Here is a 20,894-nt window from a genome sequence, read left to right as displayed (position 1 = left end):
CTCGCTGCGTCGAACGGCACAGGGCGCGCGCTCAGCCGAGGGTGACGGCGACCTCGAACGCCTCCCCGCGCCGGTAGCGCACGGCCGTGATCGAGCCCGCCGCCCGCAGGTCCGCCTCGACCGCCCGCAGCACGTCCTCCTGCCAGGGTAGGCAGGTCAGGTCCACCGCGGCCACCGGAGCGCGCTGCGACAGCTTCGCCGCCGACTTCGCCCCCCTGACCTGTGCCAGCACCAGCGACACCAGCGGCAGCACGCCGGAGGTGTCGGCGCCGCCGGTCGCGGTCGGCCACGGCGCGCGGTGCACCGAACCCGCCTGCCACCAGGACCAGCACTCCTCGGCGGCGAACGGCAGGTACGGCGCGAACAGCCGGTGCAGCCGCGACAGCGCCGCCCGCAGCGCCGACCGGGCCGAGTCCGCGCCCGGGCCGTCGCCGTAGGCGCGATCTTTCACCAGTTCGAGGTAATCGTCGCACCAGAACCAGAAGAACCGCTCCACCTGCACCAGGGCCTCGGTGTGGTCGAACCCGGCCAGCGCTGCGGTGGCCTCGGCGACCACCGCGTCCAGCGCGCCGAGCACCGCCAGGTCGACCCGCTCGGTCACCTCGCCGGTCCCGGCGGGGAAGCCGAGCACGAACCGGCTCGCGTTGAGCAGCTTGGTGGCCAGCCGCCTGCCCACCCGCATGGTCGACTCGTCGAACGCGGTGTCGGTGCCGGGTCGCCCGCCCGCCGCCCAGTAGCGCACCGCGTCGGCGCCGAAGCGGTCGAGCAGGTCGGTCGGGGACAGGCCGTTGCCGCTGGACTTGCCCATCTTCTTGCGGTCAGGGTCGAGGATCCAGCCGGAGATGACGGCGGTGCGCCAGGGCAGCGTCCCCGAGTCCAGCCCGGCCCGCAGCACCGAGCTGAACAGCCAGGTCCGGATGATCTCGTGCGCCTGCGGGCGCAGGTCCATCGGATAGGTGCGGGCGTAGAGGTCCGGGTCGTCGTCGCGGCCGCAGACCAGCTGCGGGGTCAGCGACGAGGTGGCCCAGGTGTCCATCACGTCCGGGTCCGCGGCGAACCCGCCCGGCACCCCGCGCTGGTCCTCGGTGTAGCCCGGTGGGGTGTCCGAGGCCGGGTCCACCGGCAGCGACGCGGGCAGGATCGGGTGGGCGTGGTCGGGTTCGCCCGCCGCGTCGAGCGGGTACCAGAGCGGGAACGGCACGCCGAAGAACCGCTGGCGGCTGATCAGCCAGTCGCCTGCCAGGCCCTCCACCCAGTTCTCGTAGCGCACCCGCATGTGCTCGGGCTGCCAGCGCAGCTCGCGCCCGCGCGCCAGCAGCTCGTCGCGGTGCGCGGTCGAGCGGATGAACCACTGCCTGCTGGAGACGATCTCCAGCGGCTTGTCGCCCTTCTCGTAGAACTTCACCGGCCGCACCACCGGCCGCGGCTCGCCCGCCAGCGCACCCGCGTCCCGCAGCATCGCCACCACCCGCTCCCGGGCGGTGTGCGCGGTCGCGCCCGCCAGCTCGGCGTAGCGGTCCGCGTCCACCCCGGCGGGGGCGTCGGGCAGCAGCCGACCGTCGCGGCCGATCACCGTGCGCGCGGGCAGGCCCAGCTCCCGCCACCACTGCACGTCGGTCAGGTCGCCGAAGGTGCAGCACATGACCAGCCCGCTGCCCTTCGCCGGGTCGGCGGCCGGGTGCGCCAGCACCGGCACCTCCGCGCCGAACACCGGCGTGCGCGCGGTGGTGCCCACCAGGTCGCGGTAGCGGTCGTCGGACGGGTGCGCGATCAGCGCCACGCACGCGGGCAGCAGCTCCGGGCGGGTCGTCTGCACCGGGTGGCCGTCGAACAGCAGGGTGTGCCAGGCGCCAGGGTGGTCGCGGTCCACCAGTTCGGCCTGGGCCACCGCCGTGCGCAGCCCCACGTCCCACAGCGTCGGCGCCTCGGCCTGGTACGCCTCGCCCGCCGCGAGCAGGTCCAGGAACGACCGCTGCGACAGGCGCCGGGCCCGCTCGCCGATGGTCGTGTAGGTGCGCGACCAGTCCACCGACAGCCCCAGCCGCCGCCACGTCTCCTCGTAGACCTGCTCGTCGCGGGCGGTCAGCTCCGCGCAGAGGGCCACGAACTCGCGGCGGGACACCGAGCGCGGCTTCTGCTTGGGCTTCGCGGGTGGCGGGATGCGGAAATCGGGGTCGAACGGCAGGGAGGGGTCGCAGCGCACGCCGTAGTGGTTCTGCACCCGCCGCTCGGTCGGCAGGCCGTTGTCGTCCCACCCCATCGGGTAGAACACGTCCTTGCCGCTCATGCGCTGGAAGCGGGCCACCACGTCCGTGTGGGTGTAGGAGAAGACGTGCCCCACGTGCAGGTCACCGCTCACCGTCGGGGGAGGGGTGTCGATGGAGAACACCTCGGCGCGCGGGCGGTCCCCGGCGAAGCGGTGGACGCCGACCCGGACCCACTCCGCGGCCCATTTCGCTTCCAATCCGTCCAGGGAGGGGCGCTGCGGCACCGCGTGCGCGTGGGTCGTCATGGCGAGACGGTATAGCCCCAGGTCCGCCCGCCTCGACCCCATTTCGCGGACGTTCGTAGACTCTTTCCCGTGACTGAGACCCCCACCCTGCGCAGTATCGACCTCCCCCCGGCCTGGGAGCCGGCGACGGTAGAGGCGGAGCTGTACCGGGGCTGGGTGGACGCCGGGTACTTCACCGCCGACGCGACCAGCGACAAGCCGCCGTTCACCATCGTGCTGCCCCCGCCCAACGTGACCGGCAGCCTCCACATGGGCCACGCCCTCAACCACACGGTCATGGACGCGCTCACCCGCCGCCGCCGGATGCAGGGCTACGAGGTGCTGTGGCTGCCCGGCATGGACCACGCGGGCATCGCCACCCAGAACGTCGTGGAGCGCACGCTCGCCGGTGAGGGCGTCTCCCGGCACGACCTGGGCCGGGAGAAGTTCGTCGAGCGGGTCTGGGAGTGGAAGGCCGAGTACGGCGGCAGGATCCTCGACCAGATGAAGCGCCTCGGCGACGGTGTGGACTGGTCCCGCGAGCGCTTCACCATGGACGAGGGCCTGTCCCGCGCGGTCCAGACGGTGTTCAAGCGCCTCTTCGACGACGGCCTGATCTACCGGGCCGAGCGGATCATCAACTGGTGCCCGCGCTGCCGCACCGCGCTGTCGGACATCGAGGTCGAGCACTCCGACGACGACGGCGAGCTGGTCTCCATCCGCTACGGCGACGGCGCCGACGCGATCGTGGTCGCCACCACCCGCGCGGAGACCATGCTCGGCGACACCGCCGTGGCCGTGCACCCCGACGACGAGCGGTACCGCCACCTCGTGGGCACCGAGGTCGAGCTGCCGCTGACCGGCCGCCGCATCCCGATCGTGGCCGACGAGCACGTCGACCCCGCGTTCGGCACCGGCGCGGTCAAGGTGACCCCGGCGCACGACCCGAACGACTTCGAGATCGGCCGCCGCCACGACCTGCCCTCGATCACCGTCATGGACGACTCGGCGGTCATCACCACCCCCGGCCCGTTCCAGGGCCTCGACCGCTTCGAGGCCCGCCCCGCGGTGGTCGCCGCGCTGCGCGAGGCGGGCCGGATCGTCGCCGAGAAGCGCCCGTACGTGCACTCGGTCGGGCACTGCTCGCGCTGCGACACCGTGGTCGAGCCGCGGCTGTCGTTGCAGTGGTGGGTCAACGTCGAGCCGCTGGCCCGCGCCGCCGGGGACGCGGTGCGCGACGGCCGCACCCAGGTCCACCCGCCGGAGCTGGCCAAGCGCTACTTCGACTGGGTCGACAACATGCACGACTGGACCATCTCGCGGCAGTTGTGGTGGGGCCACCGCATCCCGGTCTGGTACGGCCCGGACGACCAGGTGGTCTGTGTCGGCCCGGACGAGCAGCCGCCGACCGGCGAGGGCTGGCGGCAGGACCCCGACGTCCTCGACACCTGGTTCTCCTCGGGCCTGTGGCCGCTGTCGACCCTGGGCTGGCCGGACAAGACCCCGGACCTGGCGAAGTTCTACCCGACCAGCGTCCTGTCCACCGGCTACGACATCCTGTTCTTCTGGGTCGCCCGGATGATGATGTTCGGCCTGTACGCCGGCGAGGACGTCCAGCCCTTCGACCACGTCTACCTGCACGGGCTCATCCGCGACGCGCAGGGCAAGAAGATGTCGAAGTCGCGCGGCAACGTGCTCGACCCGCTGGACTGGCTCGACCGCTTCGGCGCCGACGCCACCCGCTTCACCCTGGCCCGCGGCGCGAACCCGGGCAGCGACATGGCGCTGGCCGAGGAGTGGGCGGCGGGCTCGCGCAACTTCTGCACCAAGCTGTGGAACGCCAGCCGCTTCGCCCTGATGAACGGCGCCACCACGGCCACCGCGGTCCCGGACCGGTCGACCCTGACCGACGCCGACCGCTGGATCCTGGACAGCCTGGACACCCTGGTGTCCGATGTGGACGCGCTGTTCGACGGCTTCCAGTTCGCCAAGCTGTGCGACGCGCTCTACCACTTCACCTGGGACCTGTACTGCGACTGGTACCTGGAGCTGGCCAAGGTCCAGATCGCCGAGGGCGGCGAGCGCGCCGACGCCACCCGCGCGGTGCTCGGCCACGTCCTCGACACCGTGCTGCGGCTGCTGCACCCGGTGACGCCGTTCGTCACCGAGGTCCTGTGGAAGTCGCTGACCGGCGGCGAGAGCCTGGTCGTCGCCGACTGGCCGAAGCCCGCCGGTGCGACCGCCGACGCGGCCGCCGCGCAGCGGGTCGAAGGGGTGCAGAAGCTGGTCACCGAGATCCGCCGCTTCCGCGCCGACCAGGGCGTCAAGCCGGGGCAGCGGGTGTCCGCCCGGCTGTCCGGTGTGGACGCCGCGGGGCTGTCCGCGCACACCGCCGCCGTGACCGCGCTGGCCAGGCTGACCGCCCCGGGCGAGACGTTCGCGCCGAGCGCGGCGCTGGAGGTGCCGCTGGCGGGCGGCGCGGTCACCGTCGAGCTGGACCTCTCCGGCACCGTCGACGTGGCCGCCGAGCGCAAGCGGCTGGGCAAGGACCTGTCGGTCGCCGAGAAGGAACTCGCCCAGTGCGAGGCCAAGCTGGGCAACCCCAAGTTCACCGACAAGGCCCCCGCCGACGTGGTCGACAAGATCCGCGCCCGCCGCGACACCGCCGCCGCCGAGATCACCCGCATCCGGGGCAGGCTCGACGCCCTCCCGACCGGGGGCGAGTGACCGTGATCGACCCCGGGGCGCTCGACGACCTGCGCCAGGTCGAGTCCGAACTGGACACGCGGTGGTCCGAGGACAGGATCGAGCCCTCGCTCGACCGGATCCGCGCGCTGCTCGACCTGCTCGCCGACCCGCAGACCGCCTACCCGGTGGTCCAGGTCGCGGGCACCAACGGCAAGACGTCGGTCACGCGCATGGTCGACGCGCTGATGACCGCCCTCGGCGTGCGCACCGGGCGGTTCACCAGCCCGCACCTGCAACTGGTCACCGAGCGGATCAGCCTCGACAACGCGCCCATCGACCCGGCCCGCTACGTCGAGGTCTACCGCGACGTCGAGCCGTACCTGGCGATGGTCGACAACGCCGGGGACATCCGGCTGAGCAAGTTCGAGGTGCTCACCGCCATGGCCTTCGCCGCCTTCGCCGACACCCCGGTCGACGTGGCCGTGGTCGAGACCGGCATGGGCGGCGGCTGGGACGCCACCACCGCCGCCGACGCGCGGATCGCGGTGATCACCCCGATCGGCCTCGACCACGTCGACCGGCTCGGCCCCGACCTGATCTCGATCGCCCGCGAGAAGGCCGGGATCATCAAGCCCGGTTCGATCGCCCTGCTGGCCGAGCAGGACACCGAGACGGCCAAGGTGCTGCTGGAGCGCGCCGCCGAGGTCGACGCCACGGTCGCCCGCCAGGGCCTGGAGTTCGGCGTCCTGCGGCGCGACGTCGCCGTGGGCGGGCAGATGCTGCGGTTGCAGGGCCTCGGCGGGGTCTACGACGAGGTTTTCCTGCCGCTGCACGGCGCCCACCAGGCCGCCAACGCGGCACTCGCCCTGGCCGCGGTGGAGGCGTTCTTCGGCGCGGGCGCGCAGAAGCAGCTCGACGTCGACGCCATCCGCCAGGGCTTCGCCTCGGTCACCACCCCCGGGCGGCTGGAGCGGGTCCGGATGGCGCCCAGCGTGTTCGTCGACGCCGCGCACAACCCCGACGGCGCGCAGGCCCTGGCCACCGCGCTGGACGAGGAGTTCGGCTTCCGCAAGCTCGTCGGCGTCGTCGCGGTCCTGGCGGACAAGGACGCCGAGGGCATCCTCACCCCCCTCGAACCGGTGCTCAGCGACGTGGTCGTCACCACCAACTCCTCGCAGCGCGCCATGGACCCCGACCGCCTCGCCGAGATCGCCGTCGACATCTTCGGCGACGAACGCGTCACCGTCGCCGCGGGCCTGGTCGACGCCATCGAGCGGGCCGTCGCGCTGGCCGAGGAGAGCGACGACCCGAGCGAGTCGATGTCCGGGGCGGGCGTGATCGCCACCGGTTCGGTCGTCACCGCGGGCGAGGTCCGCGCCCTGTTCGGGAAGGAACCGGCATGAGCGAGCAGGACCCGCCGCCCGCCCCGGTGGACCCGATGAAGGGCTTCCGCGGCGTCATGTCGGCGATGTTCGTCCTGGAGGCGATCGTGGTGCTGCTGGCGCTGCTGGTCGTCGCCAAGGACGACACCATCAGCACCGGCCAGGGCTGGTTCGTCGGCCTGATCGCGCTCGCCCTGGTGCTCGGCTGCGCCCTGGTCGCCCGGCCGTGGATCACCTGGGTGGTCGCGGGCCTGCACGTGGCCCTCATCGCCTGCTTCCTCTTCCTGCCGACCCTCGGCATCGTCGGCGTCCTGTTCGCCGCCGCCTGGGGCTGGATGTTCTGGGCCCGCAACGACGTCCGCAAGCGGATGGCCGAGGGGACCCTGCGCAGCCGGCAGTAGCCTGGCGCCATGACGCCGGAGCAGTTGACCCAGTCGATGCCCTTCGCCGCCGCCAGTGGTGTCCAGGTCACCTCGGCCACCCCGGCGGAGGTCCGCGCCCGCCTCGACTGGGCACCCGACCGCTGCACCCTCGGCGGCGCCCTGCACGGCGGCGCGCTGATGACCCTGGCCGACAGCGCGGGCGCGGTCGCGGCGTTCCTCAACCTGCCCGAGGGCGCCGCGGGCACCTCGACCCTGGAGAGCAAGACCAACCTGTTCGGCGGCGTCCGCACCGGCCACGTCGAAGCGGTCGCCAAGCCCCTGCACGTCGGCCGCACCACGATCGTCGTGCAGACCGACCTGTTCGACGCGGCGGGCAAGCGGGTCGCGCAGACCACGCAGACGCAGGTGGTGCTCCAGCCCCGCTGAAAAGCGTCACCCCCGCGTCGCCCGGCGTTGGCCGGGGCGTCGGACTGCTCACCTAGACACCGCACATGGAAATCTCCCGGCGCACCCTGCTGCGCGCGAGCGGTCTGTCCGTGGCGGCCGGGGTCGCCGCCCCCGGGATCGCGTTCGCGGTCCCGAAGGACCGCCCGGTCCTCACCCACGGCGTGCAGACCGGCGACGTCACCACCGACGGCGCCGTCGTCTGGACCCGGGCCGACCGCCCCGCCCGGATGCTGGTCGAGGTCTCGGGCAACCCAGACTTCCGGCACGCCCGCACCCTGCGCGGCCCGCTGCTGACCCCCGCCACCGACGGCACCGGCCGACTCCGCCTCACCCACCTGCCCGCGGGCCGCGAGGTCCACTACCGCGTCCGCGCCGAAGACCTCGACGGCCGCACCACCAGCGCCCCGCTGACCGGTTCCTTCCGCACCGCCCCGCAGGGCCGTGCCGATGTCCGCTTCACCTGGTCCGGCGACGTCGTCGGCCAGGGCTGGGGCATCAACCCCGACCTCGGCGGCCTCACCGCCTACCGCGCCATGGCCGCCCGCGACCCCCACTTCTTCCTGCACAGCGGCGACACCGTCTACTCCGACGGCCCCCTCGTCGAGCGCGTCACCCTCCCCGACGGTCGGGTCTGGCGCAACCTGGTCACCCCCGCCAAGTCCAAGGTCGCCGAAACCCTCGACGAGTACCGAGGCCAGTTCGCCTACAACCTCCTCGACGACAACGTGCGCGCCTTCGCCGCGAAGGTGCCCACCCTTGCGCAATGGGACGACCACGAGGTCACCAACAACTGGTACCCCGGTGAGATCCTGGACCTGCCGCAGTACACAGAGAAGCGGGTCGACGTGCTGGCCGCGCGGGCTTCGCAGGCGTTCCACGAGTGGCAGCCCATCGACCGGCGCCGGGCCGTCGACGGGCGGATGTACCGCAGCTTCTCCCACGGCGCGCACGTCGAGGTGTTCGTGCTGGACATGCGGACCTACAAGGACGCGAACACCGCGCCCCGCGACGGCGTCGGGCGCATCCTGGGCGATCGGCAGGCGCGCTGGCTGGTCGACGGGCTCAGCCGCAGCCGGGCCACCTGGAAGATCGTCGCCAACGACCTGCCGGTCGGGCTCACCGTGCCGGACGGGGCGGACATCGAGGGCGTGGCCAACGGGCTGCCGGGGGCGCCGGGCGGCCGGGAGCACGAGCTGGCCTGGGTGCTGCGCTCGCTGGCCCGGCGGCGGGTGCGCAACGTCGTCTGGCTGACCGCGGACGTGCACTACACCGCCGCGCACCACTACTCGCCGGACCGGGCCGCGGTGGGCGACTTCGACCCGTTCTGGGAGTTCGTGTCCGGGCCGCTGCACGCGGGCGCGTTCGGGCCCAACGCGCTGGACCCGACGTTCGGGCCGGAGGCGGTGTTCGTGCACGCCCCGCCCGCGGCGAACACCTCCCCGATGGACGGTTTCCAGCACTTCGGCGAGGTGAACGTGGACGGCCGCAGCGGTGAGCTGACCGTCGACCTGCGCGACGGGACCGGTGCCGCGCTGTGGTCGAGGACCTTGCGGCCGGAGCGCTGACCGGTCGGGTTACCCTGCTCACACAATTCTTCCCCACTAAGGAGTTCGGAACGCCGTGAGTGAGCGCACGCTGGTCCTGGTCAAGCCCGACGGTGTGAGCCGCGGTCTGGTCGGCGAGGTCATCTCCCGCATCGAGCGCAAGGGGCTGACCCTGGCCGCGCTGGAGCTGCGCTCGGTCGAGCGCGCCGTCGCCGAGCAGCACTACGCCGAGCACGACGGCAAGCCGTTCTTCGAGTCGCTGCTGGAGTTCATCACCTCCGGCAAGGTGGCCGCGATCGTGGTCGAGGGCGAGAACGCCATCGCCGCGTTCCGCCAGCTCGCGGGTGGCACCCACCCGGTGGAGAAGGCCACCCCGGGCACCATCCGCGGTGATTTCGGCCTGGAGGTCCAGTACAACCTGGTGCACGGTTCGGACTCCCCGGAGTCCGCCGAGCGCGAGATCAAGATCTGGTTCCCCGCGCTGTAACCCCCGCCCCCCGACCGGCCCGGAATCCCCGCGATTCCGGGCCGGTCGGCGTTCCAGAGGAGAACCTCCACCGACCGCGGCCCGAACTCGGGCGAAATTGTCGTGCCCCCCGTTTAGGGTCTGGGGTGTGGCGGGTGACGGTGCGCTGGTGCGGGCGCGGGGACTGGGCAAGCGGTTCGGGGACTTCGAGGCGGTCAAGGGCATCGACCTGGAGGTGCGGCCGGGGGAGGCGTTCGGCTTCCTCGGCCCCAACGGGGCGGGCAAGTCCTCCACGATGCGGATGATCTCCTGCGTGTCGCCGCGCACCGGGGGTGAGCTGACCGTGCTCGGGATGGACCCCGAGCGGGAGGGACCGCGGATCCGGGCCCGGCTCGGCGTGGTGCCGCAGCAGGACAACCTCGACACCGAGCTGACCGTGCGGCAGAACCTGCACGTCTACGGCCGCTACTTCGGGCTGTCCAGGGCGCACGTGCGGGCCAGGGCCGAGGAGCTGCTGGACTTCGCCCAGCTCACCGAGCGCGCCGACGACGAGGTCGAACCGCTCTCCGGCGGCATGAAGCGGCGGCTGACCATCGCCCGCTCGCTGATCAACGACCCCGAGTTGCTGCTGCTCGACGAGCCGACGACCGGGCTCGACCCGCAGGCCAGGCACCTGCTCTGGGACCGGCTGTTCCGGCTCAAGCAGCAGGGCGTCACGCTCATCGTCACCACCCACTACATGGACGAGGCCGAGCAGCTCTGCGACCGGCTGGTGGTCATGGACGGCGGCCGGATCGTGGCCGAGGGCAGCCCCGGCGAGCTGATCTCCCGCTACGCCACCCGCGAGGTCCTGGAGCTGCGCTTCGCCCCCGGCGCCCAGGCCGCCGCCGAGCCCACCGTCGTCGACCTCGCCGAGCGCGTCGAGGTGCTGCCCGACCGGCTCCTGCTCTACACCGGCGACGGGGAGTCCGCGCTCAAGGCCGCGCACAACCGGGGTGTCGTGCCGGTGTCCAGCCTGGTCCGCCGCGCCACGCTGGAGGACGTCTTCCTCCGCCTCACCGGCCGAACGCTGGTGGACTGATGACCACCACCGGTCAGCGCTCCACCGGCACCGTGCCCAGTTCGACGCGGGCGGCGCTGCTGGTCGTCGAGGGCCTGTGGGCCTGGTACCGGCGCAACTGGCGCTCCACGGTCATCTCCACGCTGGTCCAACCGGCGCTGTTCCTGGTCGCGCTCGGCGTCGGGTTCGGGTCCCAGGTCGAACCGGGCCCGGCCACCGGGGGGCTGCCGTACGTGCAGTTCCTGGCCCCGGCCCTGCTGGCCGCCACCCTGATGCAGACGGCGACCTTCGAGTCCACCTACCCGATCCTGTCCGCGTTCAAGTGGCAGCGCACCTACTGGGCGGTCGTCGCCACCCCGATCAGCGCCGCCCAACTGCTCGCCGGGCAGCTCACCTGGCTGGCCGCCCGGCTGGCGTTCACCGCGGTCGCGTTCCTGGCCGTGTCCGCCGCCCTGGGCGCGGTCGCCGGGCCCGGGTTCCTGCTCGCCGTGGTGTTCTCCCTGCTCACCGGCCTGGCGTGCGGGGCGCCGATCGTCGCCTACGCGGCCACGATCGAGTCCGAGGGCCAGCAGTTCAACGTCATCTTCCGGTTCATCGTGCTGCCGATGATGATGTTCTCCGGCACGTTCTTCCCGGTCGAGCAGTTGCCGGGGTGGGTGCAGCCGGTCGTGTGGCTGACCCCGCTGTGGCACGGCACCGAGCTGTGCCGGGGCGTCACCCTGGGCACCCTCGGCGCGCTGCCCGCCCTGGGCCACCTGCTGTACCTGCTCGCCCTCCTCGGGGTGGGCGCGTACCTGGCCCGCCGCAACTTCGTCCGCAGGCTGGAGGTCTGAGGTGACGACCACCGCCCCGCCGCCGTCGAGCGGTCTGCTGCTGCGCGTGCTCCCCACCGGCCTGTACGCGGGCCGGGCCCGGGTGCTGGTCGAGCGCTCGCTGCTGGTCAACCGGCGCGCCTGGCTGGCCCTGTTCTCCGGTTTCTTCGAGCCGCTGTTCTACCTGTTCGGCCTGGGTTTCGGCTTCGCGCAGCTCGTCGGCGACGTGGTGGGCCCCAGTGGCCAACCGGTCAGCTACGTCGCCTTCGTCGCCCCCGCCCTGATGGCCGCCGCGGCGATGAACGGCGCGGTGTACGACGCCACCTTCAACATCTTCTTCAAGTTCAAGTACGCCAAGCTCTACGACGCCATGCTCGCCACCCCGCTGGGCCCGCTCGACGTGGCGATCGGCGAGATCGCCTGGGCCCTGATCCGCGGCGCGCTCTACTCGGCGGGTTTCCTCGCGGTCATGCTCGGCATGGGCCTGCTGACCTCCCCGTGGGCCCTGCTGGCGCTGCCCGCGTCCGTTCTGGTGGCGTTCGCGTTCGCCGCCATCGGCATGGCCGCCACCACGTTCATGCGCTCCTGGCAGGACTTCGACCTGGTCCAACTGGCCCTGACGCCGATGTTCCTGTTCTCCACCACCTTCTTCCCGCTGTCGGTCTACCCGGAGCCGTTGCAGGTGGCGGTCCAGTGCTTCCCGCTGTACCACGCCATCGAGGTCATGCGGGCCCTCACCATGGGCGACGTGGACCTGTCCCTACTCGGCCACCTGTCGTACTTCGTGGTGATGGCCGCCGTCGGCACGGTGGTCGCCTCCCGCAGGCTGGGCAAGCTGCTGCTGTCCTAGGTCAGCCGCGCCCGCAGGGCCTCCAGGTCGGCCGCCGCCACCCCGGCGGCCAGCAGGTAGGCCTCCGCGTCGAAACCGTCGAGGAGGTCCAGGACGGTCCGGGTGGTCGTCGTGCCGCGCCCGGCGAGCAGGTCGGCGATGAACGGGCCGTGGTCGTCGCGGCCTTCGGCGGCGAACAGTTCCCGCAGCGCGGTCGTCGACAGGTCGTAGTCCGCGGCGATGGCCTCCGGTTCGACCCCGACCAGCGACAGCAGCAGCAGGGCCACCAGCCCGGTCCGGTCCCGGCCGATCGCGCAGTGGAACAGCACCCCCGGCTCGGCCGCGGCCAGCGCCGTGAACGCCGCCGCGCACCGCCCGGCCTTGGCGGCCAGGAACGGCCGGTAGTACAGCGGTGTCCCGTGCAGGCCGCCCGCCCGGATCTCCGCCCAGAACGCCGCGTCCGGGGTGTCGTCCAGGTCGACGTGCGCGACCGCGATGCCCTCGGGGACCGCCACCGCCCCGGCGGTCGACCGCAGGTCGAGCACGGTGCGCACCCCCGCCGCCCTGGCCGCCCGCCAGCCCTCCTCGGTGGCGCCGCCCGGGTCGGCCGACCGCACGAACGCGCCGAACCGCGTGGTCCCGCCCCCGGTCAGCGGCAGTCCGCCCAGGTCGCGGGTGTTGTGGAAACCCGCCCAGTCCCGAGTCCGCCCGTCTCCCACGCCTCGCCCTCCGTTCGCCGCTCCCGGACACCGTCTACCCTGGTTCGCTGTGAGCGTCGAGTCTGTTTTCCCCCAGCTTGAGCCCCTCCTGCCCCGGATCTCCAAGCCGGTGCAGTACGTCGGCGGGGAGCTGAACGCCACCGTCAAGGAGTGGGACAGCACCACCGTCCGGTGGGCGCTGATGTACCCGGACGCCTACGAGGTCGGGCTGCCCAACCAGGGCGTCATGATCCTCTACGAGGTGCTCAACGAGATCCCGGACGTCCTGGCCGAGCGCACCTACGCGGTCTGGCCGGACCTGGAGGAGCTCATGCGGGAACACGGCGTCCCGCAGTTCACCGTCGACGGGCACCGCCCGCTCGGCGCGTTCGACGTGCTCGGCGTCAGCTTCTCCACCGAGCTGGGCTACACGAACATGCTCACCGCCCTCGACCTGGCGGGCATCCCGCTGCGCGCCGCCGACCGCACCGGGGACCACCCCGTGGTGCTCGCGGGCGGGCACGCGTCGTTCAACCCCGAGCCCATCGCCGACTTCATCGACGCCGCCGTGCTCGGCGACGGCGAGGAGGCAGTCGGGGAGATCACCGACATCATCCGCCGGTGGAAGGCCGAGGGTCGCCCCGGCGGGCGCGACGAACTGCTGACCCGCATGGCCGAGACCGGCGGCGTCTACATCCCGCGCTTCTACGACGTGTCCTACCGCGAAGACGGCCACATCGACTCCTACGCCCCCAACCGCGAGCGCGTCCCCGCCACGGTGGCGAAGCGGACCACGATGGACCTCGACGCGTGGCCGTACCCGAAGAAGCCCCTCGTGCCGCTGGCCGAGAGCGTGCACGAGCGGATGAGCGTGGAGATCTTCCGCGGCTGCACCCGCGGCTGCCGGTTCTGCCAGGCCGGGATGATCACCCGCCCGGTGCGCGAGCGGTCCGTCGAGGGCATCGGCGCGATGATCCAGACCGGCCTGGAGAACAGCGGCTTCGAGGAGGTCGGCCTGCTCTCGCTCTCCAGCGCCGACCACTCCGAGATCGGCCCGCTCACCAAGCAGCTCGCCGACCGCTACGAGGGCACCAACACCGGCCTGTCGCTGCCCTCGACCAGGGTCGACGCGTTCAACATCGACCTGGCCAACGAGCTGTCGCGCAACGGCCGCCGCTCCGGGCTCACCTTCGCCCCCGAGGGCGGCAGCGAGCGCATCCGCCGCGTCATCAACAAGATGGTGTCCGAAGAGGACCTGATCAAGACCGTCAGCGCCGCCTACGCCAACGGCTGGCGGCAGGTGAAGCTGTACTTCATGTGCGGGCTGCCCACCGAGACCGACGAGGACGTGCTCCAGATCGCGGAGATGGCCAAGAACGTCATCCGCGCGGGCAGGCAGGCCAGCGGCCGCAAGGACATCCGCTGCACCATCTCCATCGGCGGGTTCGTGCCCAAGCCGCACACCCCGTTCCAGTGGGCCGCGCAGTGCGACCCGGACACCGTGGACAACCGGTTGCGCAAGTTGCGCGCGGCGGTCAACTCCGACTCCGACCGCAGCCTGGGCCGCAACATCGGGATGCGCTACCACGACGGCAAGCCCAGCCTGGTCGAGGGACTGCTCTCCCGCGGCGACCGCAGGGTCGGCCGGGTCATCGAGCGGGTGTGGCGCGAGGGCGGCCGGTTCGACGGCTGGAGCGAGCACTTCTCCTACGAGCGCTGGACCTCCAGCGCCGCCGCCGAGCTGGAGCCCCTCGGCGTCTCGCTGGACTGGTTCACCACCCGCGAGCGCACCGAGGCCGAGGTCCTGCCCTGGGACCACCTGGACTCCGGCTTGGACAAGGAGTGGCTCTGGGACGACTGGCAGGACGCGCTGGACTCCCGTGAGCAGGACGACTGCCGCTGGACCCCGTGCTTCGACTGCGGCGTCTGCCCGGCCATGGGCACCGACATCGAGATCGGCCCCACCGGCCGCACGCTCCTGCCGATCAGCCCGGTCGGCGTCGGGTCCCCGGTCCAGAACCCGTCGCTGCTGCGGTGACGGTCCGCCGCGCCGGGGAAGCCGACACGGCTTCCCTGGCCGCGCTGCGGCGGGCCTGGACCGAGGAGGACCGCGGCCCGGTCGACGACCCCGGCTTCGACGCCGCGTTCGCCGACTGGCTCGCCGCCGAGTGGCACCACCGCGCGTTCTGGCTGGCCTTCGACGGCGAGACGCCGGTGGGCTCGCTGAACATGCTCGAATTCACCCGGATGCCCAGGCCGGGCGTACCCGCGAGCCGGTGGGGCTACATCGGCAACGCCTACGTCGTCCCCGGCCACCGCGACCGCGGGATCGGCGCGGAGATGCTGGCCGCCGCCCTGGCCCACGCCGACGCCGAGGGGTACGTGCGGGTCGTGCTGAGCCCCACCGAGCGGTCCGTCCCGTTCTACGGCAGGCACGGCTTCGCCCCGGCGACCTCGCTGCTGCTGCGGCTCCCGCCCGGCTGACCGGCTAGCCGACCGCCGCCAGCGCGTCGACCATGCCGTGGCCGTAGAAGCTGTTGAACGCCGCGTAGCCCGAGCAGTAGGCGTCCTGCGCGCCGGAACCGTCGAGGTCGTAGTCCGACGGGCACGGGACGGACTCGGCCTGCGCGGTGACCATCCGGGTGAGCTGCTGCGGCGTGGCCCACGGGTGCCGGGAGGCCAGCAGCGCGACCACCCCGGTCGCGTGCGGGGTCGCCATCGACGTCCCGCAGTCCGTGGCGTAGCCGCCGGGCACGGTGGACAGCACGCAGCGGTCGTCGCGCTCGCCGCCGGGGGCGGTGACGTCGACCGAGCCGAGGCCGTAGGAGCTGTACCCCGCCTTGAGCCGGTCCGGGCCGACCGCGGACACGGTCAGCACCCCGCGCAACCCGCCCGGCAGCACCTTGCAGCCCGAGTCCAGCACCCGCCTGCCGCCCGCCAGGTCCGAAGCCTCGCCGCGGGGCTCGGCCAGGTCGATCCCGCCGTTGGACGCCGCCGCCACGGTCAGCACCCCGGAGTCGGTCGCGTGCTCCACCGCCCGGCGCACCGCCTCGAAGACCACGTGCTCGGCACCGCGGTCGCAGGTCAGCTGCCACGGGTCGACGAAGTAGCTGCTGTTGGCCACCCGCACGCCGTGGTCGGCGGCCCACATCAGCCCGCACACCACCGCCTCCGGGAACACCAGGCCGCGGTCGTCGACCACCCGCACCGAGGCCAGCCGCACCCCGGGGGCCACGCCGGTGACGCCCCGGCCGTCGTCCGCGGCGGCGATCAGGCCCGCCACGTGCGTGCCGTGCGCCGAGGTGGTGGGCGCCCAGGCGGCGGGGGAGGGGTCGGCCACCCCGGTGAGGCAGCCCGCCGACGCGGCCGGGTCCACCGTGGCGGCCAGGTCGGGGTGGCTCGCGTCCACCCCGGAGTCCAGCACGCCCACGAGCACGTCCCGGTCGCCGGGGGACACCCGGTGCGCGGCGGGCGCGTCGATCATGTCCATGTCCCACTGCTCACCGGTGCGGTCGGTCTCGGGCACCGGCCCCACTGCCTCCGGCAGCGGCTCCCGCTCGGCCACCCGGCCCACCGCGGCCCCGGCGCTGAACGCCCGGTCGCGGCCGATCCGGTCGGCGAAGCGCGAGTCGGCGGAAGTGACGACCGCCACAGCGATCGCGTCGTGGAAGACGACCGCGGTCCCGCAGGCCAGGGTCGTCGACACCGAAGCCGCCTCGGCGGTGGTCCCGGGGTCGAACAGCACCAGGTAGCGGGCGGTCGGCACGTCGGCACGGCACGGCACCGCGTCGTCGGGCAACGGGGCCGCGTCCGCTGTGACCTGGGTCAACAGCGCGCTCGCGGCCAGCGTGGCACCGACCGCGGCCGCCGTCGCGCGGCGGAGCAGGAGCACGGCGACCTCCAGGGCTGGACCGCCGGATCTCCTCGGGCACCGGCTGTCGACTCGCCTGCGGACGGTAATCACCACCCCGGACCGAAACAAGCGCGCGGACCGAAATGGGGCTGCCGGTACGGTGCCACCATGCCGCTCCGCGCACCACCGGAGCGGTGCCGCACCACCGTAAGGAGTAGTCCTGAGCCGCCAGGATCAGCCCAACCCCTCGGCGCCGCCGGTGCAGAAGCTGCGCCTGCGCTACGCCAAGCGGGGCAGGCTCCGCTTCACCTCCCACCGCGACGTCGCGCGCGCCTTCGAACGGGCGCTGCGCCGGGCGGGCGTGCCGATGGCCTACTCGCAGGGGTTCAACCCGCACCCCAAGATCTCCTGGATCGGCGCCGCGCCGACCGGGGTGGCCAGCGAGGCCGAGTACGTCGAGCTGCAGGTCGTGCAGGCGCTCGACCCGGACCGGCTGGCCAGGGTGCTCGACGCCGCGCTCGCCCCGGGCCTGGACGTGCTGGAGGCCGTGCAGGCCGGACCCGGCGGGCTGGCCGAGCGGATGGAGGCCAGCCGCTGGCGGATCGCCCTGCCGGGCGTCGGCGCGCCCGAGCTGGCCGCCGCGGTGGACAGGCTGATGGCCACCGAACACGTCGAGGTGGAACGCCTCACCAAGGACGGCAGGCGCCTGATCGACGCCCGACCTGCGGTTATCTCCGCCGAGGTGGTCGATTCCGCGGAACTCCCGGCGGACTCGCCGGACGCTGTGGGCATCGACATGTCTGATGCGGGGGGTTCGTGTGGGATACTGGTGGTGGTCGTCCGGCAGACAACACCGGCCGTGCGACCCGACGACGTGCTGAGCGCGCTCCGTGTCGTCGCCGCCCTGGAACCGCCGGTGCCCGCGAAGGCGACCCGGATGGCCCAGGGACGGCTTGACGACGGTGGCGGTCTGACCGATCCGCTCGCCCACGACCGGGCGGCGATCGGCTAGTCCGACCGGGGAGACAACAGAGCGCCTCGACCCGTTGTCGAAAGACCTGCCGTCCGCAGGCCGCCGGTCCCATGTCCGGTGGTCAGGGCGGTGAGAGGCGAGGATTCCCGCCGCTTCGCGCGGTGGAAATGACAACGAGGCCCCTGAGCGGCGGCGTCCACACGACGCGCCCGGGGGTGGAGGAGCTACATGTCCGACAAGTCCAGCCCTGCCGGCACCACCGGCGGGGACACAACCACATCCACCGAGGCCGCACTGGCCGAGCTGCCCGCCAAGGTGCGGGTGCACGCGCTCGCCAAGCTGCTCTCGGTCAGCAGCAAGGACGTCATCGCCGCCCTCGCCGACCTCGGCGAGGCGGTGCGCGGCGCGCAGTCCAGCGTGGCCAGGGAGACGGCCCTGCGGGTCGCCGCGGCGCTGACCGGCGACGCTCCGTGGGAGGGCGACGCCCCCGCCGACGAGAACCACGTCGAGCCCGAGGTCGTCGAGGCCGCCGTGGTCGAGACCGCGCTGACCCCCGAACCCACCCGGCGGATCCCCCCGACCCCGGTGTTCGCCTCGGCCTCCCCGCTGTTCCTGCCGCCCGAGGCCGCCCCGGTCAAGCCCGTGCGGGTCTCCCGCCCCGAACCGGTCGAGGACGAGCCCGCCCCGGTCGAGTCCGACGAGCACTTCGACGACGGTGACGACGACGAGGACGGCTCCGGCAGCCGCCGCCGCCGTCGCGGTCGCCGCGGCCGCGGTCGCGGCAAGGGCGCCGCCGACGACACCGACCAGAACGACTCCGAGCAGCCCGACAAGCCGGAGAAGCCCGCCAGGGCCGAGGCCGAGCAGCCCGCGGACGCCGAGGAGCCCACCGAGTCCGACGCGGACTCCGACGGCGACACCGACGACGACGGCGACTCCGGTGGCAGCCGCCGCCGTCGCCGTCGCAGGCGCCGCAAGGGCGGCGACGACGACAGCACCACCCACGACGACCCGCCGAACACCGTCGTCCACGTCCGAGAGGCGCGCGAGGCCCGCGAACCGCGTGAGCCCCGCGAACCGCGCGACGAGAAGACCGAGGCGGCCAACGCCCGCGACGAGGTGCGCAGCGTGCGCGGCTCGACCAGGCTGGAGGCCAAGCGCCAGCGCCGCCGCGACGGCCGCGAGGCGGGCCGCAGGCGCGCGCCGATCCTGTCCGAGGCGGAGTTCCTGGCCCGCCGCGAGGCCGTCGACCGCGCCATGGTCGTGCGCGAGCACTCCGACCGGATCCAGATCGGGGTGCTGGAGGACGGCGTCCTCGTCGAGCACTTCGTCACCTCCGCGGGCAGCGGCTCGCTGGTCGGCAACGTCTTCCTGGGCCGGGTGCAGAACGTGCTGCCCAGCATGGAGGCCGCCTTCGTCGACATCGGCCGCGGCCGCAACGCCGTGCTCTACGCAGGTGAGGTCGACTGGGACGCCGCCGGGCTCGACGGCAAGGCCCGCAAGATCGAGCAGGCGCTGTCCACCGGCGACAGCGTGCTGGTGCAGGTCACCAAGGACCCGGTCGGCCACAAGGGCGCCCGGCTGACCACCCAGATCAGCCTGCCCGGCCGCTTCCTGGTCTACGTGCCCGGCGGCGGCGCCACCGGCATCTCCCGCAAGCTGCCGGAGAACGAGCGGCGCAGGCTCAAGGACGTGCTCAAGCGCATCGTCCCCGAGGACGCGGGTGTGATCATCCGCACCGCCTCGGAGGGCATCAGCGAGGAGGAGCTCGGCCGCGACGTGCGCCGCCTGCAGGCGCAGTGGCAGGTCATCAAGGAGAAGTCCGACGGCAGCGTGGGCAAGAAGACCGGCGCGCCGACGCTGCTCTACGAGGAGCCCGACCTGCTGGTCAAGGTCGTCCGCGACCTGTTCACCGAGGACTTCACCTCGCTGGTGGTGCAGGGCGAGACCGCCTGGGAGACCATCGACGCCTACGTCCGCCACGTCGCCCCGGAACTGCTGGAGCGGGTCCGCCGCCACGTCGGGCCCAAGGACGTCTTCGCCGAGCACCGCATCGACGAGCAGCTGCTCAAGGCGCTCGACCGCAAGGTCTGGCTGCCCTCGGGCGGCTACCTGGTGATCGACCGCACCGAGGCGATGACCGTCATCGACGTCAACACCGGCAAGTACACCGGCTCCGGGGGCAACCTGGAGGAGACGGTCACCCGCAACAACCTGGAGTCGGCCGAGGAGATCGTCCGCCAGCTACGGCTGCGCGACATCGGCGGCATCATCGTCATCGACTTCATCGACATGGTGCTGGAGTCCAACCGCGACCTGGTGCTGCGTCGGCTGACCGAGTGCCTCGGCCGCGACCGCACCCGCCACCAGGTCGCCGAGGTGACCTCGCTGGGCCTGGTCCAGATGACCCGCAAGCGGGTCGGCACCGGCCTGCTGGAGGCGTTCAGCCACACCTGCGAGCACTGCAAGGGCCGCGGCGTCATGGTCTCCACCGAGCCCAACGTCAAGGCCGCCGCGGGCGGTGGGCAGCCCCAGCAGCCCGCGCAGCCGGAGAAGAGCCAGGGCGGCGGCAGCGGTCGCAACCGGAACCGCAACCGCAACGGCGACGACAACGCGGCCAAGGACTCGGCGGCCAAGGACTCGAAGGACTCGACCAGGGACGAGGGCCAGAACAACGGCCACCAGCCCGGTCAGTCCAGGGACAACGGCAACCGGGACAACGGCCGCGAGAACGGCCAGCGCGACGGCGGTCACAAGGACAACGGCGCCAAGGACAACGGCAGGGACGGCGGTCACCGCGGCGACCGCGCCAACGGCAGGGCACAGCGCGCCGCCGCCGCGGACGAGCAGGCCAAGACCCCCGTCCGCGACGTCCCGGAGGCCGTGAGCACCCCGGCGGCCCCGCCCGCCCAGCGCGACGGCTCCGAGCCGCTCACGGGCGAATCCGGGGACCGCAACGGCCACGCGAAGGTGGAGAGCCCCACGCGGCTCGACAGCCGCACCGAGGCCGCCCTCGCCGAGCCGGAGCCCGTGTCCGTGCCCGCGGCCCCGCGCAGGCGCGCCCGACGGGCCGCCTCGCGCCCGGCGGGCCCGCCCGTCGGCGGTCCGGAGGCCTGAGGAACCGGGGTCGGACCGGGGAAAGCACCCCCCGGTTTGACCCCGATTCCCGCCGACACGTAACCTGACACACGGCCCTCCCATCGGCGGGCTGTGTCGTGCGAAGCCCGGACCGCGGTCGTTTCCCTCGCGGTCGAGGGCGCGCAAGACC

General features: G+C 73.0%; 16 protein-coding genes. 13 read left to right on the top strand and 3 right to left on the bottom strand.

Annotated elements, in window-relative coordinates; translation table 11 throughout:
- Positions 1–31 precede the first annotated feature (31 nt).
- Entirely contained in the window at positions 32–2,512 is a 2,481-nt protein-coding gene (gene valS / locus L6E12_RS14870; protein WP_236228489.1) for a valine--tRNA ligase, read from the bottom strand.
- Positions 2,513–2,581: 69 nt separating this feature from the next.
- On the opposite strand from valS, the gene L6E12_RS14865 reads away from it, so the two are divergent.
- The 9 genes from L6E12_RS14865 (at position 2,582) to L6E12_RS14825 (ending at position 12,123) form a co-directional block, all read left to right on the top strand.
- The gene (locus L6E12_RS14865) at positions 2,582–5,218 is read left to right on the top strand and encodes a valine--tRNA ligase (RefSeq protein WP_236228488.1); all 2,637 of its coding nucleotides are present in this window, start codon (positions 2,582–2,584) and stop codon (positions 5,216–5,218) included.
- Positions 5,215–6,582 carry a folylpolyglutamate synthase/dihydrofolate synthase family protein gene (locus L6E12_RS14860; protein WP_236228487.1) on the top strand — a complete coding sequence of 456 codons (1,368 nt, stop codon included), beginning with the start codon at positions 5,215–5,217 and terminating at the stop codon, positions 6,580–6,582. Before L6E12_RS14865 ends, L6E12_RS14860 begins: the two co-directional genes overlap by 4 nt.
- Complete coding sequence (locus L6E12_RS14855) at positions 6,579–6,962, top strand: DUF4233 domain-containing protein (RefSeq protein WP_236228486.1); 384 nt, start codon at positions 6,579–6,581, stop codon at positions 6,960–6,962. The genes L6E12_RS14860 and L6E12_RS14855 overlap by 4 nt, the downstream gene beginning before the upstream one ends.
- A gap of 9 nt (positions 6,963–6,971) precedes the next feature.
- Positions 6,972–7,370 (top strand): PaaI family thioesterase, encoded by a 399-nt coding sequence (locus tag L6E12_RS14850; RefSeq protein WP_236228485.1) that lies wholly within the window; start codon positions 6,972–6,974, stop codon positions 7,368–7,370.
- Between the two features lie 65 nt (positions 7,371–7,435).
- Positions 7,436–8,956: an alkaline phosphatase gene (locus L6E12_RS14845; RefSeq protein WP_236228484.1), complete on the top strand. Its 1,521-nt coding sequence runs from the start codon at positions 7,436–7,438 to the stop codon at positions 8,954–8,956.
- 55 nt (positions 8,957–9,011) lie between these two features.
- The gene (ndk, locus tag L6E12_RS14840) at positions 9,012–9,422 is read left to right on the top strand and encodes a nucleoside-diphosphate kinase (protein ID WP_236228483.1); all 411 of its coding nucleotides are present in this window, start codon (positions 9,012–9,014) and stop codon (positions 9,420–9,422) included.
- 127 nt (positions 9,423–9,549) lie between these two features.
- On the top strand, positions 9,550–10,482 hold the full coding sequence (locus L6E12_RS14835; RefSeq protein WP_236228482.1) for an ATP-binding cassette domain-containing protein: 933 nt from the start codon (positions 9,550–9,552) through the stop codon (positions 10,480–10,482).
- Positions 10,482–11,294 (top strand): ABC transporter permease, encoded by an 813-nt coding sequence (locus L6E12_RS14830; RefSeq protein ID WP_236228481.1) that lies wholly within the window; start codon positions 10,482–10,484, stop codon positions 11,292–11,294. The genes L6E12_RS14835 and L6E12_RS14830 overlap by 1 nt, the downstream gene beginning before the upstream one ends.
- 1 nt (position 11,295) lies before the next feature.
- Positions 11,296–12,123, top strand: coding sequence for an ABC transporter permease (locus tag L6E12_RS14825; protein ID WP_035282388.1), 828 nt, complete (start codon positions 11,296–11,298; stop codon positions 12,121–12,123).
- Here L6E12_RS14825 and L6E12_RS14820 read toward each other — a convergent pair.
- A complete protein-coding gene (locus L6E12_RS14820; protein ID WP_236228480.1) occupies positions 12,120–12,821 on the bottom strand; it encodes a tyrosine-protein phosphatase in 702 nt (233 codons plus the stop codon). The two genes, L6E12_RS14825 and L6E12_RS14820, sit on opposite strands and share 4 nt — an antisense overlap.
- Before the next feature lie 49 nt (positions 12,822–12,870).
- On the opposite strand from L6E12_RS14820, the gene L6E12_RS14815 reads away from it, so the two are divergent.
- Positions 12,871–14,838, top strand: a complete 1,968-nt coding sequence (locus L6E12_RS14815) for a TIGR03960 family B12-binding radical SAM protein (protein ID WP_236228479.1) — start codon at positions 12,871–12,873, stop codon at positions 14,836–14,838.
- Positions 14,835–15,284 (top strand): GNAT family N-acetyltransferase, encoded by a 450-nt coding sequence (locus L6E12_RS14810; protein ID WP_236228478.1) that lies wholly within the window; start codon positions 14,835–14,837, stop codon positions 15,282–15,284. Before L6E12_RS14815 ends, L6E12_RS14810 begins: the two co-directional genes overlap by 4 nt.
- Positions 15,285–15,288: 4 nt before the next feature.
- On the opposite strand, the gene L6E12_RS14805 is transcribed toward L6E12_RS14810, so the two are convergent.
- Entirely contained in the window at positions 15,289–16,692 is a 1,404-nt protein-coding gene (locus L6E12_RS14805) for a S8 family serine peptidase (protein ID WP_236228477.1), read from the bottom strand.
- Positions 16,693–16,912: 220 nt separating this feature from the next.
- Between L6E12_RS14805 and L6E12_RS14800 the strand changes: the two genes are divergently transcribed.
- Positions 16,913–17,665, top strand: coding sequence for a TIGR03936 family radical SAM-associated protein (locus L6E12_RS14800; RefSeq protein ID WP_236228476.1), 753 nt, complete (start codon positions 16,913–16,915; stop codon positions 17,663–17,665).
- A 189-nt stretch (positions 17,666–17,854) separates the two neighbouring features.
- Positions 17,855–20,743, top strand: a complete 2,889-nt coding sequence (locus tag L6E12_RS14795) for a translation initiation factor IF-2 N-terminal domain-containing protein (protein ID WP_236228475.1) — start codon at positions 17,855–17,857, stop codon at positions 20,741–20,743.
- Positions 20,744–20,894 lie beyond the last annotated feature (151 nt).

Source organism: Actinokineospora sp. PR83 (assembly GCF_021056305.1).
Taxonomy (GTDB): domain Bacteria; phylum Actinomycetota; class Actinomycetes; order Mycobacteriales; family Pseudonocardiaceae; genus Actinokineospora; species Actinokineospora spheciospongiae.
The sequence above is the reverse complement of the archived record's forward strand: the minus strand, read 5'-3'. Positions and strand labels throughout refer to the sequence as shown.

What these genes read in the sequence shown, in the direction of transcription:
- valS (WP_236228489.1), bottom strand. Translation starts at nt 2,512, where the DNA reads ATGACGACCCACGCGCACGCGGTGCCGCAGCGCCCCTCCCTGGACGGA.
- L6E12_RS14855 (WP_236228486.1), top strand. Translation starts at nt 6,579, where the DNA reads ATGAGCGAGCAGGACCCGCCGCCCGCCCCGGTGGACCCGATGAAGGGC.
- L6E12_RS14850 (WP_236228485.1), top strand. Translation starts at nt 6,972, where the DNA reads ATGACGCCGGAGCAGTTGACCCAGTCGATGCCCTTCGCCGCCGCCAGT.
- L6E12_RS14845 (WP_236228484.1), top strand. Translation starts at nt 7,436, where the DNA reads ATGGAAATCTCCCGGCGCACCCTGCTGCGCGCGAGCGGTCTGTCCGTG.
- L6E12_RS14830 (WP_236228481.1), top strand. Translation starts at nt 10,482, where the DNA reads ATGACCACCACCGGTCAGCGCTCCACCGGCACCGTGCCCAGTTCGACG.
- L6E12_RS14795 (WP_236228475.1), top strand. Translation starts at nt 17,855, where the DNA reads ATGTCCGACAAGTCCAGCCCTGCCGGCACCACCGGCGGGGACACAACC.